Source organism: Phenylobacterium sp. (assembly GCF_030693805.1).
Taxonomy (GTDB): Bacteria; Pseudomonadota; Alphaproteobacteria; order Caulobacterales; family Caulobacteraceae; genus Phenylobacterium.
The window spans coordinates 1-12,207 of sequence record NZ_JAUXZW010000312.1 but is presented as its reverse complement, the minus strand read 5'-3'; the positions used below and the strand labels follow the sequence as shown (position 1 = coordinate 12,207).

Genomic DNA, 12,207 nt, shown 5'->3' with positions numbered 1-12,207 from the left:
CATCATACACGCGGCATGGCTGCGTCAGGCTTTCGCCCATTGCGCAAGATTCCCTACTGCTGCCTCCCGTAGGAGTCTGGGCCGTGTCTCAGTCCCAGTGTGGCTGATCATCCTCTCAGACCAGCTATGGATCGTAGCCTTGGTGAGCCTTTACCTCACCAACAAGCTAATCCAACGCGGGCTACTCCAATGGCGATAAATCTTTCCCCCGTAGGGCACATACGGTATTAGCCCAAGTTTCCCTGGGTTGTTCCGTACCAAAGGGCATATTCCCACGCGTTACTCACCCGTCCGCCGCTGCCCCGAAGGGCCGCTCGACTTGCATGTATTAGGCCTGCCGCCAGCGTTCGCTCTGAGCCAGGATCAAACTCTCAGGTTGAGTTGACTCTGACGTAGCGTCCCCGGCCCCGAAGGGCCGGCTGGCATATGTCTGCGTAGTTCTTGACGAGTTCCCAATCACACGGATGCCCAGGCGAACCCGGACACCCATATTCATGGTGTCTTCAAAAAAGACCGCAGATTCGTCAGCGTCGAGATAGTCTGGTTAGGACTATCGCCAGAGCGCCGCCGCCTGCGTTTCTCTTTCCAAATCAACGATGTCAAAGACCCGATCGGCCATCTGGCCGAACCCGCCGATACGCTCGGCGGCGGCGGGAGGCGGCTATCTAGTGGCCGGCCTCCTCAGTGTCAACCGACCTTTTCAGGCTTTCTCGCCGCGGCCCGGAAACCCGGAATTTGGCGCGAAAAATGCTGTGGGCCGCCGAGGGGCTTCCCTCATCAGTCCGCTGCGATTCGATTGAGGCTCGGGAAGTTAGTCGCCAGCGAAGAGAAAATCAAGGGCCTAATCGCGTCCCCCGAAACCCTCCGGTCCGGCCCCGCCCGAGCGGGAGGCGCTATCTATGCGGCCCCCAGGTGGGTGTCAATCGTCCGGGCTGCACTAATTCCAATCGCCCTGTGCGTAAGTTGCGGGCGCACCCGTTCGCCTTGGGGCGGATCTGCTCACCGGCAGACCTTCGCGATGACCCTCAGAGGGAACCCATTGCGATGCAGACTGGGCAGCGGCCGCGCCGTCGCCACGCTTCGGGTAGCGCTCGGCAGGAGGTGAATCGTCATATCCGGCTCCACCTGCACCTTGATGGGCCTTCTTCCGTAGTCCTGCATCCACCCCTGCCCCGCTTGGATATCGGTGCGACTGTAGGTGTACGTGCATCCACGCGCTTCCAGGAAGGTGTCGAAGTCGATGTAGTGACCGAGCGTGCGGCCTCCCGGCGGAACGACAGCCTGATGTCTCCCGTACTCGTTCGGCTTGAAGACCGTCAGGACGACGCCACTGTTGTTGAAGACCATGAACGCCGGAACATCGACGCATGCTGCTGGAAGAACCGCCATGGCGGTCAAGACAAGCGAAATTCGGAGCCGCTTCCGCGATTTAGGGATGCCTGTTCCACCGGGCTGAACCCAGCCCCCAGGCGCCGTCCGGATCGGCGGCCCATCACACTCCTGATCACTTCTGGGGCCAGGGCCTTGGCGGTTTCACCTGTGGGCCACGCTCATTCCAATTCGCGTCGCCATGCCATGTTCTCATGGTCTGTAGTCAAGAACAAAACCAGAACTCGAAGGGTCGCGTTGGTCGCTCAGGTCGATATATAGGCCTTCAGCGTGCTGGCCTCGGCCTCGACCTCGGAGATCTTCGACTTCACCAGGTCGCCGATCGAGACGATGCCGATCAGCCGCGCCTCCACCTCGCACACCGGAAGATGGCGCACGCGCCGGTCGGTCATCCGCTCCAGCAACGAATCGACGGTTTCCCCCGGCAGCGCGAACACCACGTCGCGGGTCATATGCTGGGAGACTGGATCGGACAGCGCCTTGGCTCCCGATTCCGCCACCGCGCGGACGATGTCGCGCTCTGAGACGATGCCGACCACGCGGTCGGCTTCGGTGATCACCAGCGCGCCCACCCGGCGGCTGTGCAGCAGGGCGGCCACCGCCGCCACCGACTCGTTGGGCGAGGCGGTGAACACCGCATCACCCTTCAACTTCAGGATCTGGGCAATGAGCATAGGCTTTCTCCCTATCCACGAGGGGGGAGCGTTGCGCAGAAACACGACGGGATCAATGCACGTGCAAGTCAGCGCCTGCGCAACGCTGCGGCGAACGGGCCCAGCAGCAGCACGCCGGCGATGAAGCCTGCTACGTGCGCTTCCCAGGCGACGGTTGCGTCCCCTGCCCCTGGCGCGAAGCCGATAAGGGCGATCAGCAGGTTGATGGCCAGCCACGCTCCGCCCATGCCCAGCACCGGGCGGCTGAGAATCGGTCCCACCGCGCCCCGCCCAGCAATCAAACGCGAGGCGGCGCCCATGAGGCCCGACACCGCGCCGGACGCGCCGACCAGAAGGCCGCGCTCTCCGGCGTGCAGCAGCGCATAGCCGACGTTCGCAAGCGCGCCGCACGCCAGATAGAAGATGGCGAAGGCCATCGCGTCGCGCAGCCTTAGGCCGAAGAACCGCGCGAGCGGCGTCGCGAAGGCCAGGGCGAAGGCGCCGTTCATCAGCGCGTGCGGCCAACTCCCATGCAGGAACAGGGCGGTGAACAACAGCGGCCAGCGCCCGTCCTGCAGATCGATCGGCGAGAATGCGTAGCGGGCGATCACCGCGTCGCCGCCGACCGCGCCCTGCAGCGCGTAGCCGCCGATGATCACCACACAGAGCGCCAGCGCGGGCCACGGCGCCTTGAACATCGGCTCGCGCACAGGCGGGACTTGGGCTTCTGAATCAAACGGCATCTGCACCTCAAGGATCGCGCATCGGTCTTAACCAATTCGCGAGGGTCTGTGGACTAAGTAGGGGCGGCTGGGGGTTTGCGCGACGCGCGCGGCCTTTCGCACCACATGCAGTTTCCTCCGCGGGGAGAGTTCCGCCGTCATGGTCGCCGTTTCGTCCCCAACTCTGCGCCGAACCGCGCTGGCCGCTCTGGCGCTCGCCGCCGTCGCGGCCGGCCAGGCGCAGGCCCAGTCGATGTCGTCCAATTCCGCGGAGTTCAATGCCGGCTACGGTCGTTACGCCGGCCAGGAGAACCGCGGCGTGGACATCACCACCCGCGACGCCAACGGCAACCGGGTGATCGTCGACGGCCTGATCCTCACCGGCGACGACCAGTCCAGCTTTTCTCGCGCCTCGGGCGCGGCCGACGCCTACGCGGGCGTCGGCGCGGCCGGCGGCGGGGCCACGGCCATCGGCAACAACCTGGTGGTCATCACCCAGGGCAGCAACAACACCGTCATCGTCGACTCGCGCCAGACCAACACCGGCGCCGTCACGGCGACCACGCAATTGAATTCAGGGGTGGGTAATGGTCAGTAATCGCCTGGTCCGCGCAGCGGCGCTGATCTCCGCAGGCTCGATGGCCCTCGCAGGCTGCGCGACGCCCGTCGCCGGGCCCAGCGGCAACTACGCCCGCCCGGTGGGCACGGCCACTGTCACCGCCAACCCGACACCCTACTCCCAGGCGCTGGTCTGCGAGGCGGAGTACGCCCGCAACGCCAAGATCTCCGCCCCGCGCATCGCCATCGGACGCATCGCCGACTACACCGGCAAGGCCGAAGCCGACGGCAGCGGCCGCAAGATCACCCAGGGCGCCTCGCTGATGGCCATGTCGGCCTTCGCGAAAGCCGGCATGCCTCTGGTCGAACGCTTCGACACCTCGGTGTCTGAACTGGAACTGAAGTACGCCAACAACAAGCTGATCTCGGACCAGCCTAACCCCGCGCCGGACATGCCGGCGGAATACCGCAAGATCCTCGCCGGCCAGGTGCCTGGCTCGGACTTCTATGTGGCCGGCGGCATCACCGAGCTCAACTTCAACATCCGCTCGTCCGGCTTCGACATCTCCGGCGGCGACGTGGACGTGGACGACTTCAAGGGCTCGGCCCGCGGTCGCATGATGGTGATGAACATCGGCCTGGACCTGCGGCTGATCAACACCCGCACCCTCGAGGTGGTGGACGTGATCTCCTACCAAAAGCAGGTGGTAGGCCGTGAAATCAGCCTCGGCATGTTCGACTTCCTGAACGGCAACGTCTTCGACGTCTCGGCTGGGACGGGTGCGCTGGAGCCTATGCAGCTCGCGGTGCGCGCGCTGGTCGAGCGGGCCGTCGTCGAGATGACCGCCAATCTGTACGGGATGTCGGGGCCCGAGGCCTGCCTGACCTCCGATCCCCTGGCCGGCGCCACCACCGGCCTGACCGGCGGCTACGTGCCTGCCTACAACAACCTGGACACCAACAATGCGCAGACCCGCGAAGATCCTTCTCGCTGGAACACTCGCCGCGATTCTGCCGTTCGCAGCCGCTTCTAGCCTCGCCGCGCCTAGCGATGTCCTGAACGACCAGATCCAGTTGGGGGATGTGTTCTCCCAGCAAACGTTGGACGTCGTCGAAGTCAGCGAGACCACCAGCGGCACGACCACGGCCACCGGCAACAGCTTCGACGGTACGGTGGACCAGGGCGACCTGGCCGTGACCTCGACCCAGAGCCTGCAGGCCAACGTCGGCGCGACCACCGAGCTCAACGTCGCGTCGAGTTCGGGCGCAGTGACGGCGCTGACCACGGCTGCGACCGGCAACACCGGAGACGCCGGCGTGTTCGCCGGCGGGCTTACGGGTTCATTCGTGCAGACGACGGGCGCGACCAACGTTTCGGCCAACAGCCATATCGAGGCGCCCGGCGGCCAGGCCGGCGACGTCGCCTCCAGCGTGCAAGCGATCGGCAACAGCCAGGGCTTCGGCGTCACCTCCGGCGCGTCTTACGTCAGCGTCGACCAGACCAACCAGGCCCAGGTCACCTCCGACGGCGGCGGCGTCTACAACTACATCGGCGGCCAGGCGACGTTCTCGGCGGCCAGCGCGGCCAACAACCTGACCGCGGCCTCGGCCGGCGGTTCGAGCCAGCAGATCACCGCCACCCAGGCGAACGACGCGGCGATCACCCAGGCCTCGCAGTTCACCAGCTTCGGTAACGCCTATCTGACCACGACCAGCGCCACGGCCACCGGCAACAACATCTCCGCCGGCAACGAAGGCTCGACGCTGGCGCTGACCACCGACCAGCGCAACAGCGCCTACGTGCGCGCCGAGACGGTCAGCAACGCCTATGAGTTCGGCGCGGGCTCGGCGGTCTCCTACGGCGTCGGCAACAGCGCCTTCGCCGGCAACGCCGGGACCGAGACGCTGATCGACAACACCCAGCTCAACGACGGCGGCGGCATCGACGTGGCGGCCGACTACACCGGCTATCAGGGCTACGACGCCCAGGCTTCGGCGACCGCTATCGGCAACGCGGCCACTGGCTACGCCTGCGCCGAGTGCGACGGCTATGTCTCGGTCGCCAACCGCCAGACCAACAACGCCGAGGTGGGCGCGCAAAGCTCCACCAGCGTCACCTCGGCGCGCACGGTCACCGGCGTCGCCAACGCCATCGGCAACACCGCCAGCTACTACGTGAGCCGCCCGAACCAATAGGTCGGGCCACACGCCTGGGCGCACGCGTCCAGGCTGAAACGATCCCGCCTTGTGATGGCCACGCGGCACAGCGATGCTGGGCTGCGTCGCCACCTGGGATCCCCGATGAACCGAGCCTTCCGCGCGAGCTTCGCGCTCGCCGCAGCGCTGAGCCTTGCCTGCGCCGCGCCCTCCGCTTCCAGTTTGGGCCTTCCCAAGTTCAAGCTGCCGGGACTGGGCGCCAAGGACGCGCCGAAAGCCGCGCCGACGCCGATCAAGCTGAAGCCTGGCGAATGGCCGCAGGCGAGGTCCGATGTGAAGGTGGACCCCTCGATCCGCTTCGGCGCCCTGCCCAACGGCATGCGCTACGCGATCCAGAAGCAGAGCATCCCCGCTGGCCAGGCCTCGCTGCGCCTGCGCTTCGCCGCGGGTTCGCTGATGGAGACCGACGCCCAGCAGGGGCTCGCCCACTTCCTGGAGCACATGGCCTTCAACGGCTCCAAGGCCGTTCCCGAGGGCGACATGGTCAAGATCCTGGAGCGGCTGGGGCTGGCGTTCGGCGCCGACACCAACGCCTCCACCGACTTTGAGCAGACGCTCTACAAGCTCGACCTGCCGCACACCGACGCTGAAACCATCGACACCAGCCTGATGCTGATGCGCCAGACCGCCGGCGAACTGACCATCGAGCCCGGCGCGGTCGACCGCGAGCGCGGCGTCGTGCTGTCGGAGGAGCGGGCGCGCGACACCCCCGGATATCGGATCTACCGCTCGCGGCTGGACTTCTTCCTACAGGGCCAGCGTCCCCCCACCCGCTTCCCGATCGGCAAGGTCGAGGTGCTGAAGGACGCGCCGGCCAGCCAGATCGCGGCCTTCTACAAGAACTACTACCGCCCGGAGCGCGCCGTGCTGGTCGCCGTGGGCGACTTCGACGTCGACGCCATGGAAGCCAAGATCCGCACCAAGTTCAGCGACTGGACGCCAAGCGGCCCGACTGGCGCCGAGCCCGACGTCGGGCCCGTGAAGCCGCGCGGCGCGGAGTCCCGGCTGGTGATCGAGCCCGGCGCGCCGACGTCGATACAGGTCGCCTGGATCGCGCCGCCAGACCTCTCGGCCGACACCGACGCCAAGCGGCGGCGCGACCTGGTCGAGCAACTGGGTTTCTCGGTGCTCAACCGCAGGCTCTCGCGGCTGTCGCGCGGCGCCGAGCCGCCGTTCCTGGGAGCGGCCGCCTTCAAGGGCGACGACTACAAGGCCGCCGAGGTCACCATGCTGACCGTCAACGCCGAGCCGGGCGGCTGGAAGACGGCTCTGGCCGCCGTCGAACAGGAACAGCGCCGCGCCGTGCAGTTCGGCGTGCGCCAGGACGAGCTGGACCGCGAGGTCGAGGAGATCCGAACCAGTCTGACCGCGGCCGTCGCCGGCGCGGCGACGCGGCGCCAGACGCAGCTCGCCGCCGAGATCGTCGATTCGCTGGACGACGACACCGTGGTGACCGGCCCTGCCCAGGACCTGGCAATGTTCGAATCCGCGGTGAAGGACCTGAAGGCGGAGCAGGTCTCCGCCGCCTTGAAGGGCGCATTCAAAGGTTCAGGTCCGCTGACCTTCATGGCCTCACCGACCCCGATCGAGGGTGGCGAAGCCGCCTTGCTCGCCGCGCTTCAGGAGTCGCAGAAGGTGGCGGTGACAAGCCCTGCCGCGCCCAGCGAGGTCACCTGGCCGTACGCGACCTTTGGAAGCCCCGGCAAGGTCGTCGAGGAGCGCGAGGTCGCGGACCTGGACACCGTGTTCGTGCGCTTCGCCAACGGCGTGCGTCTGACCATCAAGCCGACCCGGTTCCGCGACGATGAGATCCTGATCCGCGTGCGGGTCGGCGGCGGGCTGACCGACATCCCAAAAGGCCGCGAGAGCGCCGGCTGGGCGTCGGGCGCCTTCACCGAGGGCGGCCTGAAGCAGATCAGCGCCGAGGATATGGAGCGGGTGCTGGCCTCCAAGGTGTTCGCCGCGCGATTCGGCGTCGGCGACGACGCATTCACGCTGTCCGGCGGCACCCGGCCCGACGATCTGGACGTCCAGTTGCAGGTGTTGAGCGCCTATCTCGCCGAGCCCGGCTGGCGACCCGAGGCGTTCCAGCGCCTCAAGGGCGCCGGCAAGACCATCCACGACCAGTACGAGGCCACCGATTCGGGCGTGCTGGCGCGCGACCTGCCGGCGCTTCTGCACCCGGGCGACCAGCGCTGGATGTTCCCCAGCCGCGAGCAGATCGCCTCAGCCAAGCTCGAGGACCTGCAGGCCCAGGTGACGCCTGCCCTGAAGGACGGCCCGATCGAGGTGATCATCGTCGGCGACACCACCGTGGAGAAGGCCAAGGAAGCGGTCGCCGCCACTCTGGGCGCCCTGCCCGCACGCCGCGAGCCCGCCCTGCCCGACCCGGCCCAGCTCCAGGTCAGCTTCCCCAAGGCCGACGCAGCGCCCCTGGTGCTGCGCCACAAGGGGCGCGCCGACCAGGCGATCGGCTACGTCGCCTGGCCGACCACCGACTTCTTCGCCGACCCGCAGAAGGCGCGCGAGACCGCGGTGATGGGAGAGGTCATGGAGCTTCGCCTGATCGATGAACTGCGCGAGGCGCAAGGCGCGACCTATTCGCCGTCGGTCAACTACAACCACAGCTTCGTCTGGCCGGGCTGGGGCTACATGGCCGCCAGCGTCGAGGTGCCGCCGGCCAAGCTCGACGGCTTCTTCGCCGACGTGCGCCGCATCGGCCGCGAGCTGGCCGACAAGGGCACGACCCCCGACGAGCTGGAGCGCGCCAAGAAGCCCAGGCTCGACAACATCGAAAAGGCTCGGGTGACCAACCAGTACTGGCTGTCGGAGCTGTCGGGCGCGCAGGCCGACCCGCGCCGCCTCGACGCCATTCGCGCCGCGATCCCCGGCACCGAACGGGTCACCGCCGCCGACGTCCAGCGCGCCGCCAAGACCTATCTGCGCGACGACAAGGCCTGGATGTTGGCCGTGCGCCCGCAGAAGGAGTGAGGCGCGGGTGGCGCTTCGCCTAAGTCGCGTCGGCCGGCGCGGCGGCGCCATATTGCTGGAGCCCCTCCAGCCGCGCCTTGCGGAACAGCCACCAGCTTAGCAGCAACAGGGGCGCGAGCAGCAGCGGCAGGCCGAACAGCGGCACGCTCCCCCCGGCCAGGGCGACCGGATAGAAGATGAACCCCGCCGCGGCGCCGATCAGCACGAGCGGCTCGATGTTGGTGAAGTGCGCATAGGCGTCCTTGCCACCTTCCAGGCGAATGGCATGGATGCCGGTCTGGTCCATCGCCTTGGTGACGAAAAAGCGTCCCCGCGCGCCCGGCTGCAGGGCGGCAGCGACAGGATCGGCGGCGGACACCTTCGTCAGGGTCTGCTCGGCGCCGTCGGCTTCGCGGATGCGGACGCTGTCGTAGAAGACATACTTGCCCTTGCGGCGCCTCAGCTCAGCGGCTTCGACCACCCCGTCGATCGTCCAAACAGCCATTTCGAGCCTTGATTTTGGAACGGCGTTATTCGGGCATTCTGGACCGCGTCAGCGCGGCTTTCAAGCCCGCGCCGCGCTCACGAAAAAGGGCCGGCGTCGCCGCCGGCGCTCGATCTATTCGGCTCCCGCGCTGGACCTAGTAGGCCACGCCGCCGACGCCGCCGTCGATGCTCATGCTGGTCAGCACGGCTTCGGACTGTTCCTCGCGGTAGGCGGTGTAGGTCTCGACGACCGTCATGGTGAGGATCTTCACGCCCGCGCCGAAGCGGCGCAGCAGGGAGCGTTCGTTGCAGTCGCGGGCCGGCTTCTGGCGACGGCAATCAACCTTGCCGCCGGGCGAGTGGTAGAGCGCCTGGCCCTTTGCGCAGGCCATGGTCTCGCCTTTGGAGAAGTCGATCCTGCCTTCGTATTCGGAGATCGTCGCCTGCAGGCTGGCGCCGGCGATGCAACGATAGAGCTCGCCGTCGTAGAGGTCGGTGACCTCGCGGTCGGCGCGGACCTGGGAGGCCGGGTGTGGAATCTGGCGGTCGTCGATGCAGACCGCCTGGATGACCACGCGCTTGGTGCGGGTGCGGGTGGCCTGGTAGGCGACGCGCTTGACGCCGCCGCCGACGTTGAGGCCGGAGATCAGGCCGGTGGCCGAGGGGGGCGCATAACCGCCGCCGCCGCCGCCGAAGAACACCATCGCGCCCGCACCGCCGCCCGCCGATGCGCCGGCGGAAGCCCTGGCGCTGGCGTTGACCACGACCGTTGGGGCGACGAAGACGTTGACGCCTGGAATGTTGACGTTGTGCCCGGGCGTGCAGCACGGCGGCGTGCTGGGCGGCGGAGGCGGAGGCGGCGCGCAGCAGGTGGGCGGCGGTGGCGCGCAGCACTGCGCGAGCGCAGCTCCGCCCGCGAAGAACAGGCCCAGGCCCGCGGCCAGCCCCAGCAGTGTGATTCGCGCCTTCATAAGACGGCCCCTCCTTCAAACGTCCGTCGTCTCAGCGACAGGCCCCGGCGTTCGAAAACGCCCTGACCCCGACCTCGCGCCTGTCCCGGAGCGGGACGTTTGGCGGTTGGTCCGCATCGTTCTGCAAGGCCTGTGCGGTCGCAGCGAAGGCCGCGAAACCGGACGTGCGTCTCGATGTCGATGTTCCATTCAACAACAGAACGGTTGATAGACTATTGGCGAAGCCGCAGTCGGGCGGGCGAAAGCCCGGCCCGCGCGGACGTCGATCCGTCAGAATTCGCGGACATCATCTCGCGGGTGTTCATCCTCGGGCGCAGCGCCTCTGGGGTCTACCCCGTGCGACTGGCCGGCGATTACCTCAGCGAATTGCACGGTGGCGACCTGCGGGCGCGCAATGCGCTGTCGCTATGGGCCGAGGCCGACCGATTCCGCCTGCGCGCGGCGCTGGAGGAGGCGCGGCTGCGCCCTGAGCCGATCGTCGCCACCTGCGACGTTCGCGCGGACGGCGCGGAGATGCCGATGGAGGTGCTGTTTGCGCCGCTGACCGGCGTCGCCGGCGCCCAGGACCGGTTCCTGGGGCTCTACCAGCCGCTGGGCTTCACCGCGAAACTGGGCGGGCGTCTGGCGCTGGAGATGAAGATCCGCACGATCCGCAGCGCCGGCGCCGCCAACGAGGAGGCGCCGCGCCTGCGCCTAGCCACCCTGGACGGGCGGCGGATGGCCTGAGCTCAGGCTCAGAGCGGGGCGAGCCCGGCCTTGTAGCGCCGCCAGTTGGCGACATAGCCAACGGCCGAGCGCGACAGCGTTGCGGCCTGGGCCGGGCTGATCTCGCGCACCACCTTGCCCGGCGCGCCCATGACCAGGGAGTTGTCGGGGATCTCCTTGCCCTCGGTGATCAGGCAGTTGGCGCCGATCAGGCAGTTGCGGCCGATGCGGGCGCCGTTGAGCACGATCGAGCCGATGCCGATCAGCGAATTCTCGCCCACCGTACAGCCGTGCAGCATGACCATGTGGCCGACGGTGACGTTGGCGCCGATAGTCAGGGGCACGTCGGCGTCGGTATGCAGCACCGAGCCGTCTTGGATATTGCTGTTCTCGCCGATTTCGATGACGTCGTTGTCGCCACGCACGGTTGCGCCGAACCAAATCGATGCGTTCTTCTTGAGAATCACCCGGCCAATCACGACGGCGTTAGGCGCAATCCAATATTCGCCCTCTTCGGGCAACTGCGGCGCTATGCCGCCCAAGTTATAAGCACCCATATTTTCACCCCGTTTCTCGGACAGACGTCGCGTTTAATCGTTCATAAAGCGCCGCTACGCTTATTCTAGTCAGGCGATTCGGGGGGTCGATAGCCCTTCCGCATCCCGCCGCGTCCGGCTTTCGGGCGCGGTCTCCTCTAGTCGGAGCAAAGGGTGCCGCGTTTGTCGTTCCGACGGCTCTGCCCGTCGCCAGCGTCAGGTCCAAACGAGCCACCCGGCGGCGCGTGCCGCCGCCCCTCTGTCAAAGCGTCGTTCCCAAAGGACGGTCCATTGCGGACACGCCCTTTTTTCTTGTCCCCATGGAGGCCTTGATGACCAAGCGAGCTGTGAAACGCCACGTGCGCGAAGGCGCGTTCGACGCCGGTCAGTTCGACGACGATAACAAGGTACGGCGCCTGCCGATCGAACGGGCCTGGTCTCCCCTCTCCCATTCCAACGACGATCGGGAACAGGGCTACCTCAAGACCATCAAGGCCAAGTCTCCTGGGCAGGAAGAGATGATCGCGGCGGTCGACGCCAAGAACCTGGTCCTGGCGCTCGGCCCGGCAGGCACGGGCAAGACCTATCTGGCGATCGCCAAGGCGGTGGAGGCGCTGGAGGCCGGCCGCGTGGGCCGGATCGTGCTGTCGCGTCCGGCGGTGGAGGCGGGCGAATCGATCGGCTTCCTTCCCGGCGAGATGGAGGACAAGCTCGCCCCCTACCTTCGCCCCCTGTACGACGCGCTGTCCGACCGGCTCAGCATGAAGCGGGTCAAGGCGCTGATGGCCGAGGGGCTGATCGAGATCGCCCCCATCGGCTATATGCGGGGCCGGACGCTGAACAACGCCTTCATCGTCGTCGACGAGGCCCAGAACTGCACCTACGTCCAGCTCAAGATGCTGCTGACCCGGCTGGGCTGGCACTCGACCATGGTGGTCACCGGCGATCCGAACCAGTCGGACCTGCTGCCTGAGCTGTCGGGACTGGGGCCCGTGGCGGC

Annotated in this window: 12 protein-coding genes and 1 rRNA gene; 6 read left to right on the top strand and 7 right to left on the bottom strand. The window is 67.3% G+C overall.

The genetic code is table 11. From position 1 onward, the window contains the following. The 4 genes from Q8M88_RS12215 to Q8M88_RS12200 all read right to left on the bottom strand — a co-directional run. Positions 1-379: ribosomal RNA gene (locus Q8M88_RS12215) — 16S ribosomal RNA — on the bottom strand; the annotation flags it as partial. A 620-nt stretch (positions 380-999) separates the two neighbouring features. Then, complete coding sequence (locus tag Q8M88_RS12210) at positions 1,000-1,398, bottom strand: hypothetical protein (protein WP_305597431.1); 399 nt, start codon at positions 1,396-1,398, stop codon at positions 1,000-1,002. A gap of 236 nt (positions 1,399-1,634) precedes the next feature. Then, positions 1,635-2,063 (bottom strand): CBS domain-containing protein, encoded by a 429-nt coding sequence (locus tag Q8M88_RS12205; RefSeq protein WP_305597430.1) that lies wholly within the window; start codon positions 2,061-2,063, stop codon positions 1,635-1,637. Between the two features lie 68 nt (positions 2,064-2,131). Beyond that, a complete protein-coding gene (locus tag Q8M88_RS12200; RefSeq protein WP_305597429.1) occupies positions 2,132-2,785 on the bottom strand; it encodes a rhomboid family intramembrane serine protease in 654 nt (217 codons plus the stop codon). Between the two features lie 139 nt (positions 2,786-2,924). On the opposite strand from Q8M88_RS12200, the gene hfaA reads away from it, so the two are divergent. From hfaA to Q8M88_RS12180, 4 genes are all read left to right on the top strand, one after another. Continuing rightward, positions 2,925-3,362 carry a holdfast anchoring protein HfaA gene (gene hfaA / locus Q8M88_RS12195; RefSeq protein ID WP_305597428.1) on the top strand — a complete coding sequence of 146 codons (438 nt, stop codon included), beginning with the start codon at positions 2,925-2,927 and terminating at the stop codon, positions 3,360-3,362. A gap of 40 nt (positions 3,363-3,402) precedes the next feature. Further along, on the top strand, positions 3,403-4,356 hold the full coding sequence (hfaB, locus tag Q8M88_RS12190) for a holdfast anchoring protein HfaB (protein WP_371132699.1): 954 nt from the start codon (positions 3,403-3,405) through the stop codon (positions 4,354-4,356). Further along, positions 4,286-5,518 carry a holdfast anchor protein HfaD gene (hfaD, locus tag Q8M88_RS12185; protein ID WP_305597426.1) on the top strand — a complete coding sequence of 411 codons (1,233 nt, stop codon included), beginning with the start codon at positions 4,286-4,288 and terminating at the stop codon, positions 5,516-5,518. The genes hfaB and hfaD overlap by 71 nt, the downstream gene beginning before the upstream one ends. Before the next feature lie 105 nt (positions 5,519-5,623). Further along, the gene (locus Q8M88_RS12180) at positions 5,624-8,530 is read left to right on the top strand and encodes a pitrilysin family protein (protein WP_305597425.1); all 2,907 of its coding nucleotides are present in this window, start codon (positions 5,624-5,626) and stop codon (positions 8,528-8,530) included. Positions 8,531-8,549: 19 nt separating this feature from the next. Here Q8M88_RS12180 and Q8M88_RS12175 read toward each other — a convergent pair whose 3' ends face one another. Together Q8M88_RS12175 and Q8M88_RS12170 are read right to left on the bottom strand one after the other, a co-directional pair. Then, positions 8,550-9,014 (bottom strand): hypothetical protein, encoded by a 465-nt coding sequence (locus tag Q8M88_RS12175; protein WP_305597424.1) that lies wholly within the window; start codon positions 9,012-9,014, stop codon positions 8,550-8,552. A gap of 136 nt (positions 9,015-9,150) precedes the next feature. Beyond that, complete coding sequence (locus Q8M88_RS12170; RefSeq protein ID WP_305597423.1) at positions 9,151-9,966, bottom strand: hypothetical protein; 816 nt, start codon at positions 9,964-9,966, stop codon at positions 9,151-9,153. 174 nt (positions 9,967-10,140) lie between these two features. Here Q8M88_RS12170 and Q8M88_RS12165 point away from each other — a divergent pair, with 174 nt between their 5' ends. Next, a complete protein-coding gene (locus tag Q8M88_RS12165) occupies positions 10,141-10,692 on the top strand; it encodes a PAS domain-containing protein (RefSeq protein ID WP_305597422.1) in 552 nt (183 codons plus the stop codon). An 8-nt stretch (positions 10,693-10,700) separates the two neighbouring features. Here the strand turns inward: Q8M88_RS12165 and Q8M88_RS12160 are convergent, their stop codons facing one another. Beyond that, positions 10,701-11,228, bottom strand: a complete 528-nt coding sequence (locus Q8M88_RS12160; protein ID WP_305597421.1) for a gamma carbonic anhydrase family protein — start codon at positions 11,226-11,228, stop codon at positions 10,701-10,703. A 299-nt stretch (positions 11,229-11,527) separates the two neighbouring features. Between Q8M88_RS12160 and Q8M88_RS12155 the strand changes: the two genes are divergently transcribed. Further along, on the top strand, positions 11,528-12,207 hold a 680-nt coding region (locus Q8M88_RS12155; RefSeq protein WP_305597420.1), incomplete at its 3' end, for a PhoH family protein.